A 13,467-nucleotide genomic window follows, 5' to 3' on the forward strand; every position below is an offset into this window, starting at 1 on the left:
GAAACAATAAGAATTCGGTGGGCACACCTTACAGTGCAGCTTGTTTGATGACAAGATAGAGATATGGGGAATATTAGCTATTTTCCATAATTGAGGTGGCACCGCGATTTTCGCCCTCACACAGAGTACCTGTGTGAGGATTTTTTGTTGCTTATTATAAAAAACAAGGAGAATTGCCTATGTTTAAACGATGGCGTCCCTAGGGATTGATAAAAAATATAAAACAAAGAAATGGAGAAAGAACATGAAAAACAAACGATTAGTAACTATCTTAGGCCTTTTGGCCGTTTTGGCAATCGGTGGGATTGTCTATTCCAGCTTGAACAGCAAAGGTAACGCCACTAAGACTAGTAGCGACAGTCAAACAGTCAAGGTCGGCGTGTTGCAGTATGTCAGCCACCCTTCGCTGGATTTGATTTACAAGGGGATTCAGGATGGTTTGGCTGAGGAAGGCTATAAAGGCGACAAGATTAAGATTGACTTTATGAATGCTGAGGGCGATCAGAGTAAGGTCTCTACTATGAGCAAGCAGCTAGTCTCCAATGACAATGATGTGCTGATTGGGATTGCGACTCCGTCTGCACAAGGACTAGCTGCAGCTACTAAGGACAAGCCTATTGTCATGGGAGCTATCACAGATCCAGTCGGAGCAAACCTAGTGAAAAATCTGGACAAGCCAGGTGGCAATATCACTGGTGTCTCTGACCGCAATCCAGCTAAGCAACAGCTAGAGCTGATTAAAAAATTAACTCCAGATGTCAAAACTATCGGTGCTCTCTACTCTAGCAGTGAAGACAACTCTAAAACTCAAGTGGAAGAGTTCAAAAAATTGGCTGAAGAGGCAGGCTACAAGGTAGAGGAATACTCTGTTCCTTCAACCAATGAAATTGCTTCAACCATGAATGTCATGACTGGCAAGGTTGATGCTATCTGGATTCCAATTGACAATACCATTGCTTCAGCTTTTGCGACAGTTGTATCCAGCAATAAAGAAGCTAAGAAACCGATTTATCCAAGTGCAACAGCCATGGTAGAAGAAGGAGGTCTTGCCTCTGTCGTTGTAGACCAGTATGACCTAGGTGTTGCGACTGGTAAAATGGCAGCTAAAATCCTTAAAGGTGCCAAACCTGCTGACACTGCAGTAGATATTTTCGATACAGGTAAATCTGTCATTAATACAAAAAATGCCAAAGAACTGGGCATTACTGTACCAGAAGATGTCCTCAAAGAAGCCGGCCAGGTTATTAAATAGAAAGAAGGAAGCCTGTTGCTTGACAGGTTTCTTTTTTTCGATCGTCTCTTCTTGTAAAACCTTTCTCGCAGTTGTATAATAGAATTAGGTTAAGTGAATGAGAAGAGCAAATGAAGTGCAGTTTGCTCCAATAGATTTTACGAAGAGATAGAAGCGGAAAGGGAGTTAGTCAAGAAAGAATGGAAGAAGATATTCAAAAAAACCGCTATATGGGATCGGTCAAGGTTGGCCCCAAGGGGCAGATTGTCATTCCAAAAGAAGTGAGAGATATGTTTGGAATTCAACCTGGGGATGCTCTGGTTCTCTTTGCAGATGCCCAGCAAGGCATTGCCATCCAGCGTTACGAGCTCTATGAAGATCTATTTAATCAGACCTTCAATGGAGATAAGAATTCAAAAAGTGATTTATAAAATCGGAATCTGCTTAAGCAGATTTTTTCTTTTGCTTTTATTTGCTACTACTAATGAATGGGTGTATAATAAGTATAAGAGGTTATACAACTTATACCTATCTCTTTCGAGATTGAGTTAAAATAGCTCATTTTTTAGCTAAATGAGAGAGTTTTGACTAGCTTTAGATGTCAAAGTCATATCTTTAAATAACATTTCGTTTTTTATTTCCTCATATCTGATGAAAGGAGATGTCCTTATGTATGCAGTTGAGATGCAGGATTTGACCAAGCAATACGGCTCAAAGACGGTTGTTGATGGTTTGAATCTAAAAATTGAAGAGGGGGAATTTTTTGCCATGCTGGGCTCTAATGGTGCTGGGAAGACAACAACGATTAAGATGCTGTCCTGTCTAGTTGAGCCGACAGCAGGAGATGCCCTAATGCTAGGCTATAGCATTCGCAAGGAGGAAGATGCTGTCAAGGAAATGATTAATGTTTCGCCTCAGGAAACAGCTGTTGCTCCCAAGCTGACAGTCAAGGAAAATCTGGAGATGATAGCTCGTTTATATGGATTTTCTAAGGAAGAAGCGGTGCAAAAGACAGAGCATCTGATGAAGACATTTGACCTGACGGATAGGCAGCATGATCTGGCCAAGTCCCTGTCAGGTGGCTGGCAGCGCAAGCTCAGTATTGCAATGGCTCTAATCAGTCAGCCCAAGATTTTGTTTCTGGACGAACCAACCTTGGGGCTGGATGTACGTGCTAGAAGGGAGTTATGGAAGAATATTGAGCAACTAAAGGGAAAAGTTACAGTGATTCTGACCACACATTATCTAGAAGAAGCCGAGGCTTTGGCCGACCGACTTTGCATTATGGATAAGGGAGTGGTGCAGATCTTGGGGACAGCCGAGGAAATTATCCAAGCTTCCGGTAAGAAGGATTTTGAAGAGGCCTTTTTGTCCTATACGGAAGGAGGGGAATTAGCATGAGAGCCTTCATTTTTGCAAAGCGCAATTTCAAAGAAATCATGCGTGATTATGTCAGCAGTCTGATGGGAATTGGTTTTCCTGTCTTTCTGATTATCGCCCTGTCCCTTATGAAACAGAGCCTCAAAGGGATGCCAGCTATATTTTCCATTGAAAATTTTGCCCCAAGTATGATGGTGTTTGGTGCTTCCTGGCTAACTATTTTTGTTGGCAGTTTAATGGCCACAGACCGCAATAGCTCTTTTCTCATGCGGCTGCTATCTACACCGCTTAGAAGCGTGGATTATATCTTAGGGTATTCGATTCCAGTTCTGCCTCTGGCTCTTTTACAGGGCATAGCTAGTTTTGCAACTGCAATGATTTTTGGTTTATCCTTAAATCTGGGAACTTTTTACGCCCTCTTGGTTTTGATTCCAGTAGCTCTGCTCTTTATTTCGTTTGGCTTACTTTTAGGCTCAGCTTTCTCTAGCAGTAATGCAGTCAGTGGTTTTGGAACTATTCTTATCAATGCCACGGTTTTTCTCAGTGGAGCAGTGCTTCCGATTGAGATGATAGGAGGTGGTTTTGAAGCATTCTGCAATGCCTTGCCATTTGCCCATGCAGCAAAGGCTGTTCAGTTGGCATTGGCTCAAGATTTGAATTCACTTTTGCTTCATCTGTTTTGGGTTCTGCTCTATGCTTTCCTATTCTTTATCCCTTCTGTCTGGATCTTCAAAAAGAGGATGAAAGGGTAGATGTTTAGTTCAATGTAGAATTCAGCTGGATTAGCTTGCGAAATGTTTAGAAATCTGTTAGAATGAAATATAACTGAATAGCAATCTGCAAGACCAGTAACCTAGGGGAAGTTTAACAGGGAGGGGAGCCAGCGACTGAAAGCTCTCTAGATGAAAGCTAGGCGAATTCACTTGCTCTAGGATTGATAAGTAAGGTCTGGCTTGCCAGATAAAAAACGGATGGTACCGCGTGTCAACGCTCCGCTTATGGAGATTGGCGCGCTTTTTATTTTGGAGGGAAAATGACGAAAACGATTGAAGAACAACTGAAAAGCCTGCGCGAAGAGACTCTAGCTTCTCTCAAGCAGCTCAAGGCTGAGAATCAAAAGGAACTGCAGGATTTGCGTGTAGCTGTCTTGGGTAAAAAGGGTTCGCTGACTGAAGTCCTGAAAGGGATGAAGGATATTTCAGCTGAAATGCGGCCGATTATCGGGAAGCACGTCAATGAAGCGCGAGACATTCTGACAGCAGCCTTTGAAAAGACTGCACAAGAGATGGAAGAGCAATTAGTCGCTCTGAAACTGGCTGAGGAATCCTTGGATGTGACCTTACCAGGCCGTCAAATTCCGGTAGGAAACCGTCATATTCTTAGTCAGACTAGTGAGGAAATCGAAGATATTTTCATCGGGATGGGCTATCAGGTCGTGGACGGCTTTGAAGTGGAGAAGGATTATTACAACTTTGAGCGGATGAATCTGCCTAAGGATCACCCAGCACGGGATATGCAGGACACTTTCTACATTACAGAGGAGATCCTGCTCAGAACCCACACTAGTCCGGTACAGGCGCGAGCTATGGATGCTCATGACTTTTCTAAAGGGCCACTCAAGATGATCTCACCAGGGCGCGTCTTCCGTCGGGATACTGATGATGCGACTCACTCCCACCAGTTCCATCAGATTGAAGGCTTGGTGGTTGGAGAAAATATTTCCATGGCCAACCTGCAAGGAACACTGCAGCTAATTGTCCAGAAGATGTTCGGCCAAGACCGCAGTATCCGTCTGCGTCCGTCTTATTTCCCATTCACAGAGCCGTCTGTTGAAGTGGATGTTTCCTGCTTCAAGTGTGGTGGTGCCGGCTGTAATGTCTGCAAGAAGACTGGCTGGATTGAGATTATGGGAGCTGGCATGGTGCATCCGCGAGTACTGGAAATGAGCGGCATTGATGCAGAGAAATATTCTGGATTTGCCTTTGGTCTCGGTCAAGAGCGGGTAGCTATGCTCCGCTACGGTATCAACGATATCCGTGGCTTCTACCAAGGAGATATTCGTTTTTCTCAGCAGTTTAAGTAGAAACCTGTATTCATAGATGCAGCTTTTCTGAGAAAGGAGTGCAGTATGCTAGTCAGAGTCAAAAAAGAAGAAGCGAGTCTCTTACGAGAGTTGGAGGTCGCGACTTATCAAGAAACCTTTGGTCCATTTATCAAGGAAGCTGATATGGCTCATTATTTTGACAATGAGCTGTCGCTTGCGACCATCGAAAAGGAACTGACAGACTCTGAGTCAGAGACTTATTTTGTTGTCAAAGACGGTGAAATTGCTGGTTTTCTCAAGTTTAACTGGGGACATGCTCAAACGGAGCAAGAACTACCACAAGCCTTTGAGGTTCAGCGAATCTATGTTTTGAAAGCTTATCATAGTCAAGGTTTGGGCAAGGAAATGTTTGAATTTGCCTTAGATGAAGCCGAGAAACGAGGCTTTGACTGGGTCTGGCTGGGCGTCTGGGAAAAGAATTTTAGAGCTCAAGATTTTTACTTCAAATACGGCTTTGAAAAATTTAGCCAGCACGACTATATCACTGGTGAGACGGTAGACACAGACTGGCTGCTGCGCAAGAAATTGAAATAAACAAGAAAATTTAAAGAGAGGAAATGATACGACCTAAAAGCTCTAAATTGAGATGATTTGTTTCTGGAATCAGGCTTTCAGACAAATCCCTAAAATTTGGTCGATAAAGTTCCTCAGCGATAGAATAGAGAAAGGAATTGAACCAGGGCTAAAAACTCGGAAAAAAGATAGACTTGCGATCATTCATCGAATGCTTAGCAAATCTCCTATTTTTCAGTCGTTTTTGACGCCCTTGGTATCTTAAATATGCTAGTAAGTTATAAGTGGTTAAAAGAGTTAGTGGACATTGATGTGGCAAGCGCTGAGCTGGCTGAGAAAATGTCAACGACAGGAATTGAAGTGGAAGGTGTGACATCACCAGCTGCTGGCCTGTCGAAAATTGTTGTTGGTGAGGTGGTATCGTGTGAGGATGTTCCAGATACCCACCTGCATGTCTGTCAAGTCAATGTCGGAGAAGAGGAGAACCGTCAGATTGTCTGTGGTGCTCCAAATGTTCGCGCAGGCATCAAGGTTATGGTGGCTTTGCCAGGTGCTCGCATTGCCGACAATTATAAGATTAAAAAAGGAAAAATCCGTGGCTTGGAGTCACTGGGCATGATCTGCTCTCTCGGTGAGCTGGGCATTTCTGATTCTGTCGTGCCAAAGGAATTTGCGGATGGCATTCAAATCCTGCCTGAAGAAGCAGTGCCAGGTGAGGAAGTCTTCTCTTATCTGGACTTGGACGATGAGATTATCGAGCTTTCCATCACACCAAACCGGGCTGATGCTCTGTCTATGCGTGGGGTGGCTCATGAAGTGGCTGCCATCTATGACAAGTCAGTACATTTTAAAGATTTTCCGCTGGTGGAGAATGAAAAGCAAGCAGCTGACAGTCTTTCAGTAGCCCTTGAGACAGAGAAAGCCCCTTACTACGCGGCTCGTATCTTGGAAAATATCACTATTGCCCCAAGTCCTCAGTGGCTGCAAAATCTCCTCATGAACGAAGGAATCCGTCCGATTAACAATGTAGTGGACGTGACCAACTATATCCTGCTCTACTTTGGTCAGCCCATGCATGCCTTTGATCTGGATACGTTTGAGGGTGACCAGATTGTTGTGCGGGAAGCGCGTGCTGGTGAAAAACTGGTGACACTGGATGGCGAAGAGCGGGATCTGGAAGTGAGCGACCTAGTCATTACTGTGGCGGATAAGCCAGTTGCACTGGCTGGTGTTATGGGTGGTCAAGCAACAGAAATCTCTGGCCAGTCCACTCGTGTTGTTCTGGAAGCAGCTGTCTTTGATGGAAAATCAATCCGCAAGACCAGCGGTCGCCTTAACCTGCGCTCGGAATCATCTTCCCGCTTTGAAAAAGGCATCAATGTGGCAACTGTTAATGAAGCTTTGGATGCGGCAGCAAGCATGATTGCGGACTTGGCAGGAGCGACTGTTCAGGCTGGGATCGTATCCGCTGGCAGCTTAGATACTAGCGATGTAGAAGTGGTGTCCAGTCTTGCGGATGTCAACCGAGTTTTGGGAACAGACTTGCTTTATACAGATATTGTGGATGTCTTCCGCAGACTTGGCTTTGGCTTATCAGGAAATGCTGAACAGTTCACTGTCAGTGTCCCTCGCCGTCGCTGGGATATTTCAATCGAAGCGGATCTCTATGAAGAAATTGCCCGCATTTACGGCTATGACAAATTGCCAGCTAGCCTGCCAAAAGATGACGGAACTGCTGGTGAATTGACTGCAACGCAGCAACTGCGCCGTCGAGTACGGACCTTAGCAGAGGGAGCTGGACTGACAGAAATCATCACCTACGCTTTGACGACGCCAGAAAAGGCGGTTGAGTTCACTCTCAATCCTAGCAACTTGACTGAGCTCATGTGGCCAATGACAGTGGAGCGCTCTGTTCTTCGTCAGAACATGGTTTCCGGCATTTTGGACTCTCTAGCCTACAATGTGGCTCGCAAAAATAAGAATCTATCCCTCTATGAGATTGGAAAAATCTTTGAGCAAACTGGCAATCCTAAGGAAGAGCTGCCGAATGAAATCAATAGCTTTGCCTTTGCTTTGACAGGTCTGGTTAATGAAAAAGACTTCCAGACTAAACCAGTAGCAGTTGATTTCTTCTATGCTAAGGGTGTAGTGGAAGCACTCTTTGCTAAGTTGGGCTTGACAGCTGAATACGTGGCTAGCAACCAGATTAAGAGCCTGCATCCTGGTCGGACTGCTTTAATCTCTATCAATGGCCAGCCTGTCGGCTTTGTCGGCCAAGTCCATCCTACGACAGCCAAGGCTTACGATATTCCTGAAACCTATGTTGCTGAGCTCAACCTGTCTGCCATCGAAGAGCAGCTCCAGCCAGCACAGCCATTTACAGAAATCACTAAATTCCCAGCTGTCAGCCGTGATGTGGCCCTCTTGCTCAAGGCTGAAATCACTCACCAAGAGGTCCTTGATGCAATCCAAGCAGCTGGTGTTAAGCGCTTGACAGATATTAAGCTCTTTGATATCTTCTCTGGTGACAAGCTGGGTGTCGGCCTCAAATCCATGGCCTACAGCCTGACTTTCCAAAATCCAGAATCTAGCCTGACTGACGAAGAAGTGGCTAAATACATGGAAAAAATCGAAAAATCCCTGACCGAAAAACTCGGCGCAGAGGTGCGTTAATGAACTATTCCCCAGTCATGTGATTGGGGATTTTGATTCATACTCTTCGAAAACCTATTCAAATCTTATTTGATTTGCTTTCTATCTTGGCAAGCTTATTACTGGGATGCGAGCAATGATGTAGACGAAACGAGAAGTATTCGAAATTGAAAATCAGTAGGAAAAGTAATCATGGAAAATGTAAACCAAATCTCCCAATGTCAGACTCTTTGGGCTAGAAATAAATATCTGGTTCTCAGTCATTCCAGTAAGATTTATCTGGAAATCCGCCAATATCTGAAAAGTGACTCGGTGGAAGCAGCACATGTTCAAGGCTTGATTGACCAGGCGGTAGCCTTGCCTGAAAACCGCGGTCAGGTCTGCAATGCCTTTCAACATATCTGGGGATATTTTAAGAAAAAAGCCAGTACAACTGAAAAAGAAGATTTTATGCATCTTTTGCTTCGATATCAATCAGGTCAGGCTGAGAAAAAAGACTTGGTAAGAGCTGTAAGGGACCTGCTAGTCAAGTATCCCAATCCTTATCTGCAGAAATCCACTTTGTTATTTGGTGATGAAGAATGAGGAACTGAAATCAAGGGGAAATAATAAGCTTGCTCGTCTAGTAGCTTTGAGGGGTGTAGATGATAAGAATAATTTGTTAGGCTCATAAACAATATTATTTTGACTGGTTTCGATACAGGCTCCGCCTCGAGCAAAACGTGTCTTTAAGGTATGATTGGAGAAAAAATGTTTTTTACTTATCAGGGAAATAAATTATATTATAAAGTGATTGGTCAAGGAAAGCCAGTCTTGGCAATTCATGGTTTGGGCTGTTCATCTGAATTGATGGAAGGATGTTTGGAACCTATTTTTGAGAAACATGCTGACTATAAAAGGATTTATTTAGATTTGCCTGGCATGGGTAGGTCTGATGCCAATCCTGCTTTTGCAAGTGCGGATGCGATTTTAGAGATGCTCTTGAACTTTATAGAGACTGTAATCAGCGGACACTCCTTTCTCTTAGCTGGAGAGTCTTATGGTGGCTATCTTGCTAGAGGAATTTTGGCTAAGAAAAGGTCGGAGATTGATGGTTTGCTGCTTATTTGTCCAGTAGTTGCACCCAATCCGCGAGAAAGAATTCTGCCAAAAGACAGCCTGTTAATTAGAGAGGTAGGTTTTGATATAGCAGGCAAAAGCGAAAATTTCGTTGATTTAGCTATTTTACAGACTAAAGAAACTTATCAACGGTTTGAAAAAGAAATCCTAGCAGGGCTTCAGATGATGAATACTCCCTTTGTCCAAAAGCTGCAAGAAAACTATTCTTTTTCGTTTGAAGTGGATCAAGAGATACAGGAAAAGGGCTATGACGAACCCAGCCTTTTTATAGCAGGAAAGCAGGACCAAGTCGTGGGCTTCCAGCAGTTAGCGCAACTGTCTCACTATTATCCAAGGGCAACTCATGCTGTAATGGATCTTGCTGGCCACAATGCACAGATAGATCAAGAGGCTCTCTTTACGGCCTTGGTTGAAAATTGGCTCAAGCGAATTGAACTTTCCTGATACTCCAAGATTTAATATGTTGAACAGATGCAGATGAAACTGGAGTTTATCTAAGAGATCTAATACAATCCGCAATTGATTTTAAAAGCATAGAAAAAAGCGGTCACACCGCTTTTTTTTGCTTATTATCCCCAGAATTTCTGGGCGATTTCTTGGCCTTGTTTGATTTTGGCCCATTGTTGTTCAATGGTGAGTTCGTTTCCAGAGTCACAAGAGGCGAAGCCGCATTGGTGGGAGAGCAGGAGACGCTCTTTCGGTAGAACGGTTGCTGCTTTCTCGAGGAGGTCTAGGACACGCTTTTCATCATCCAAGCCTGTCGTCTTACTGGAAAGCAGTCCTAAAACAACTTCAGCATCCTTGTCTTTCAAAGCTGCTAGAGCTGATACATCACCAGCTACATCGCTGTCCCACTCTAGGAAGTAGCGATCATAGTGTTGGTCGCGCAGGAATTTTTCCGCGATAGCTTCGTAGGTACCTTCAGCAGCAGAGCGGCTTTCGTAGTTACCACGGCAGTTGTGGGTCCAGACAGTCAGTCCAAGCTCATGAGCGTAGTCTACGACTTCGTTATTAATAGCGACAAACTCGTCTGCCAGGTCAGCCAGACTGGCATTGCCTTCAGCAAAGAAGCTAGCAGGATTGGACTCGTCAAAGAGTTCCCAGAGGCAGTCGTCAAACTGGATAATCTGTCCGCCAGCAGCCTTATAGTCGTCCAAAAATTCCTTGTAGGCCTGAATCAAGCCTTTTTTCAAATCTTCATTGGTCTCGTAAACTTGTCCTGGTCCAGCCAAGCGGTCAAAGACAGCTAACTCAGTATAAGCATGGGCAGGTCCCCAGACAGTCAGCTTAGTATCTTCACCAGCAGCGTCTTCCTTGACTAGCTTATAAATTTCGATAAAGTGATGGTTTTTACCAGAGAGTGGTGCTGTGATACGGATACCAATATCCTTGCGGGTCTCGTATTGCCCACCGTCGTGGTCCTTGAAGGTATAGCCGTGGTCAGCAATGTAGCGCTCGATTCCCTTAAGTCCCCAGACAAAGTCCAGATGCCACATAGACTTGGAGTATTCTCCATCCGTCAGGATGTCAATTCCCTTAGACTTTTGCTCAGCGATAATCTCCTTGATGTCAGCTGTCTCCGTCTCATGGTAGCCTGGGAAGCTGTCGTAGAAGGGGTATTGAATGTCGTCGCGGTGCTCAATTTCTGTTTTATACTGGCGGAGATTTTCTGGGCGCAGAAGAGATCCAACCAGTTGGAATTTTGATTTTGTCATAAGATTTCTCACTTTCATTAGGCATTATGGTCTATTGTATCGAAAATTCCTAGGCGAATAAAATAGTTAATTCTGCTGGTAGGGTATAGCCGAAAACTATTGCTAGCGCTCAAGGTGTATTTTCCTTATAATAAAAACTGCTTTTTCTTGACAAATGAAACAGACAAGTGTAGAATATAAGTATAAACTACAAATGTAGAAAAAGGAGAAAGCGATATGACGATTACAAAAAAAGCCTTTATCGGAATTCTATCTCTGACAGCAGCAGTCCTATTGGCTGCCTGCTCAGGCAATACTAACCAAGGAGGGAATACTAGTTCATCACAGAATACGCAAGGCCAGACATCACAATCTGCGCAGAATCAGACTTCGCAGTCATCAGCTGCATCATCCTCTAATCAGCCTTCGTCATCATCAAATGCAGGGCAGGCTACAAATCTAGACGGGCGCTACCAAGCAACCGACCATGATGGCGACCAACATGTCCTAGAAATCAATGGTACGACTGGTACCTGGACTGAAACCGAGGTCGATGGCAGTAAGGAAATCAAGCAGGTACAAGTAGATGCTGCTAATCAAAGACTGATTGTCGGTGATGATGTCAAAAGTTACCGCCAAAATGGCAATCAGCTGATTGTGGACGAATTGGATGATGATCCAGACACTCTGACCTTTACCAAGCAGTAAAGAGCTTCTCATTCTGCTCAGGACAACAGGATGAGCAGTGAGGGAATCAAACTAGGAAACTCTGAGAAAGGAGTTTCCTTTTTTATAAGAATTTTTCTTAAATGATGCCAAAAATTTGACTTGAAGTTTGCTCTATTTTTATAATAGTTATTATAAAAATATCACAGGAGAGGAAGCTATGAAATCAGCAGTTTATACAAAAGCTGGCCAAGTTGGTCTAGCAGAAATAGGTCGCCCGCAAATCATTGAGGCAGATGATGCCATTATTCGGATTGTTCGGACCTGTGTCTGTGGCTCTGACCTATGGCGCTACCGCAGTCCAGATATTGAAGCAGGCCATCAAAATAGCGGGCATGAAGCTATTGGAATTGTCGAAGAAATTGGCGATGCAGTAACGACTGTTAAACCTGGCGATTTTGTTATTGCTCCATTTACTCATGGATGCGGGCAATGTGATGCCTGCCGTGCAGGATTTGACGGTACCTGTGATTCTCATATTGGGAATAACTGGTCAAATGGGGTGCAAGCTGAGTATATGCGCTTCGAATTTGCTAACTGGGCTCTTATCAAAATTCCGGGCCAGCCCTCTGATTATACAGAAGGCATGCTCAAATCACTCTTGACATTGGCTGATGTCATGCCGACTGGCTATCATGCTGCGCGAGTGGCAGACGTCAAGCCTGGTGATAAGGTAGTCGTGATTGGTGACGGGGCTGTGGGACAGTGCGCTGTGATTGCTGCTAAAATGCGTGGCGCTTCCCAAATAGTTCTTATGAGTCGTCACGAAGATCGACAAAAGATGGCCTTGGAATCAGGGGCGACAGCTGTTGTGGCTGAACGCGGTGAAGAAGGAATTGCCAAGGTCCGTGAAATCCTTGGTGGTGGTGCAGATGCAGCTCTGGAATGTGTCGGAACAGAAGCAGCTGTTGAACAAGCTCTGGGAGTCCTTCACAACGGCGGTCGCTTAGGCTTTGTCGGTGTGCCTCACTATAATAACCGAGCACTTGGTTCTACCTTTGCTCAAAATATTACAGTGGCAGGCGGAGCAGCCTCAGTCACAACTTACGACAAGCAAATCTTGCTCAAGGCAGTTCTTGACGGTGATATTAATCCGGGAAAGGTCTTTACTTCAAGTTACAAACTGGAAGATATCGATCAAGCTTATAAGGATATGGATGAACGCAAGACCATTAAGTCCATGATTGTCTTTGATTAGGTGTAGAAGAAAACAGCCTTGCTGCAGTCTCTTTAAGATGGCAGTAGGCTGTTTTTGCATGGCTTGATAGGTATTTTTTAGGAAAGGAAATTCATTCTTTATGCTCTTTGCACCAAGCTATCCACTTTGACCATTCGGCAGCCAGGTGGAGCTGATGTTCTTTGATAAGGCTGTCTGGACAAAGGCTGGGGAATTCAACACAGAATCGGGCTTCTAGGCCTTTTTCCGTGTCGCGAAACTGATGGCGAATACCACCGATATTGCAACCATCCGCTAGACTCGCGGCACCGACAGTTTGGAAGGGGTAAGACGCATCACGAGGCTCCTCTATCTCAGCTTCACCACCAAGGTCAAGAAAAAACTGTGTCGGTAGCGGGCTATTTCCTGCAGTCTCAATGACTTCAAGTTTGTCCCCGTACGGCTGCAAGGCATAATGATCCGGACAGGCACCAAGATTGACTCGTTTATGAACATTTGTCTTTTCTAACATCAACTTTTCTAGCATTATACTGAAAGAAGCAGCAGTCAGTCCACTTGCAAAAATCGTGATGATTGCTTTTTTTCTAGGTTTCTTGGACCATTTGGCTGCCCATTTCATTAAATATTGGCTCCATTTGAGTTTGGTTCCGATGTGCTGGATTAGCTCTTCGTATGTCAGCTTCATTTTTGCTTCCAGTAGGGCTTGGTCTAAAATCTCCGTGTTGTCAGTATTGGGCAGCTGTAGATTAAGTATCTTAGCTGCTTTATGGATTCTCTTCTTCCGCCATTGCTCAATTCTTTCTTGACCGACTTCCTTTTGATTGATCATAATCTTCATCTTTTAATCCTCTTGTTCTTGTCTTCTGCTTAT

At 44.3% G+C, this 13,467-nt stretch carries 13 protein-coding genes; 11 read left to right on the plus strand and 2 right to left on the minus strand.

The features are described 5' to 3' along the window. Window positions 1-244 precede the first annotated feature (244 nt). The 9 genes from trpX (at window position 245) to PCY71_RS00410 (ending at window position 9,443) form a co-directional block, all read left to right on the plus strand. Entirely contained in the window at window positions 245-1,252 is a 1,008-nt protein-coding gene (gene trpX / locus PCY71_RS00370) for a tryptophan ABC transporter substrate-binding protein (RefSeq protein ID WP_048774333.1), read from the plus strand. Window positions 1,253-1,431: 179 nt separating this feature from the next. Continuing rightward, entirely contained in the window at window positions 1,432-1,662 is a 231-nt protein-coding gene (locus tag PCY71_RS00375; RefSeq protein WP_023916089.1) for an AbrB/MazE/SpoVT family DNA-binding domain-containing protein, read from the plus strand. 220 nt (window positions 1,663-1,882) lie between these two features. Then, window positions 1,883-2,632 carry an ABC transporter ATP-binding protein gene (locus tag PCY71_RS00380; protein WP_048774335.1) on the plus strand — a complete coding sequence of 250 codons (750 nt, stop codon included), beginning with the start codon at window positions 1,883-1,885 and terminating at the stop codon, window positions 2,630-2,632. Continuing rightward, window positions 2,629-3,363: an ABC transporter permease gene (locus PCY71_RS00385; RefSeq protein WP_048774336.1), complete on the plus strand. Its 735-nt coding sequence runs from the start codon at window positions 2,629-2,631 to the stop codon at window positions 3,361-3,363. The genes PCY71_RS00380 and PCY71_RS00385 overlap by 4 nt, the downstream gene beginning before the upstream one ends. Before the next feature lie 281 nt (window positions 3,364-3,644). Continuing rightward, the gene (pheS, locus tag PCY71_RS00390; RefSeq protein WP_002904274.1) at window positions 3,645-4,694 is read left to right on the plus strand and encodes a phenylalanine--tRNA ligase subunit alpha; all 1,050 of its coding nucleotides are present in this window, start codon (window positions 3,645-3,647) and stop codon (window positions 4,692-4,694) included. Between the two features lie 45 nt (window positions 4,695-4,739). Continuing rightward, a complete protein-coding gene (locus PCY71_RS00395; RefSeq protein WP_048774339.1) occupies window positions 4,740-5,249 on the plus strand; it encodes a GNAT family N-acetyltransferase in 510 nt (169 codons plus the stop codon). A gap of 246 nt (window positions 5,250-5,495) precedes the next feature. Next, window positions 5,496-7,901 (plus strand): phenylalanine--tRNA ligase subunit beta, encoded by a 2,406-nt coding sequence (pheT, locus tag PCY71_RS00400; protein WP_048774343.1) that lies wholly within the window; start codon window positions 5,496-5,498, stop codon window positions 7,899-7,901. A 171-nt stretch (window positions 7,902-8,072) separates the two neighbouring features. Continuing rightward, a complete protein-coding gene (locus tag PCY71_RS00405) occupies window positions 8,073-8,465 on the plus strand; it encodes a YbgA family protein (protein WP_048774345.1) in 393 nt (130 codons plus the stop codon). 150 nt (window positions 8,466-8,615) lie between these two features. After that, the gene (locus PCY71_RS00410) at window positions 8,616-9,443 is read left to right on the plus strand and encodes an alpha/beta hydrolase (RefSeq protein WP_048774346.1); all 828 of its coding nucleotides are present in this window, start codon (window positions 8,616-8,618) and stop codon (window positions 9,441-9,443) included. A gap of 125 nt (window positions 9,444-9,568) precedes the next feature. On the opposite strand, the gene PCY71_RS00415 is transcribed toward PCY71_RS00410, so the two are convergent. Beyond that, window positions 9,569-10,714 carry a cobalamin-independent methionine synthase II family protein gene (locus tag PCY71_RS00415; protein WP_048774348.1) on the minus strand — a complete coding sequence of 382 codons (1,146 nt, stop codon included), beginning with the start codon at window positions 10,712-10,714 and terminating at the stop codon, window positions 9,569-9,571. A gap of 216 nt (window positions 10,715-10,930) precedes the next feature. Here PCY71_RS00415 and PCY71_RS00420 point away from each other — a divergent pair, with 216 nt between their 5' ends. Both PCY71_RS00420 and PCY71_RS00425 read left to right on the plus strand, forming a co-directional pair. Continuing rightward, window positions 10,931-11,401: an SP_0198 family lipoprotein gene (locus tag PCY71_RS00420; protein ID WP_002917416.1), complete on the plus strand. Its 471-nt coding sequence runs from the start codon at window positions 10,931-10,933 to the stop codon at window positions 11,399-11,401. Between the two features lie 178 nt (window positions 11,402-11,579). After that, entirely contained in the window at window positions 11,580-12,617 is a 1,038-nt protein-coding gene (locus PCY71_RS00425) for a Zn-dependent alcohol dehydrogenase (RefSeq protein WP_048774349.1), read from the plus strand. Window positions 12,618-12,708: 91 nt separating this feature from the next. Here PCY71_RS00425 and PCY71_RS00430 read toward each other — a convergent pair whose 3' ends face one another. Continuing rightward, window positions 12,709-13,434: a hypothetical protein gene (locus tag PCY71_RS00430; RefSeq protein WP_048774351.1), complete on the minus strand. Its 726-nt coding sequence runs from the start codon at window positions 13,432-13,434 to the stop codon at window positions 12,709-12,711. Window positions 13,435-13,467 lie beyond the last annotated feature (33 nt).

Source organism: Streptococcus sp. SN3 (assembly GCF_030439905.1).

Coding starts and splice junctions, on each gene's coding strand:
- trpX (WP_048774333.1), top strand. CDS start 245: ATGAAAAACAAACGATTAGTAACTATCTTAGGCCTTTTGGCCGTTTTG.
- PCY71_RS00375 (WP_023916089.1), top strand. CDS start 1,432: ATGGAAGAAGATATTCAAAAAAACCGCTATATGGGATCGGTCAAGGTT.
- PCY71_RS00380 (WP_048774335.1), top strand. CDS start 1,883: ATGAAAGGAGATGTCCTTATGTATGCAGTTGAGATGCAGGATTTGACC.
- PCY71_RS00385 (WP_048774336.1), top strand. CDS start 2,629: ATGAGAGCCTTCATTTTTGCAAAGCGCAATTTCAAAGAAATCATGCGT.
- pheS (WP_002904274.1), top strand. CDS start 3,645: ATGACGAAAACGATTGAAGAACAACTGAAAAGCCTGCGCGAAGAGACT.
- PCY71_RS00395 (WP_048774339.1), top strand. CDS start 4,740: ATGCTAGTCAGAGTCAAAAAAGAAGAAGCGAGTCTCTTACGAGAGTTG.
- pheT (WP_048774343.1), top strand. CDS start 5,496: ATGCTAGTAAGTTATAAGTGGTTAAAAGAGTTAGTGGACATTGATGTG.
- PCY71_RS00405 (WP_048774345.1), top strand. CDS start 8,073: ATGGAAAATGTAAACCAAATCTCCCAATGTCAGACTCTTTGGGCTAGA.
- PCY71_RS00410 (WP_048774346.1), top strand. CDS start 8,616: ATGATTGGAGAAAAAATGTTTTTTACTTATCAGGGAAATAAATTATAT.
- PCY71_RS00415 (WP_048774348.1), bottom strand. CDS start 10,714: ATGACAAAATCAAAATTCCAACTGGTTGGATCTCTTCTGCGCCCAGAA.
- PCY71_RS00420 (WP_002917416.1), top strand. CDS start 10,931: ATGACGATTACAAAAAAAGCCTTTATCGGAATTCTATCTCTGACAGCA.
- PCY71_RS00425 (WP_048774349.1), top strand. CDS start 11,580: ATGAAATCAGCAGTTTATACAAAAGCTGGCCAAGTTGGTCTAGCAGAA.
- PCY71_RS00430 (WP_048774351.1), bottom strand. CDS start 13,434: ATGAAGATTATGATCAATCAAAAGGAAGTCGGTCAAGAAAGAATTGAG.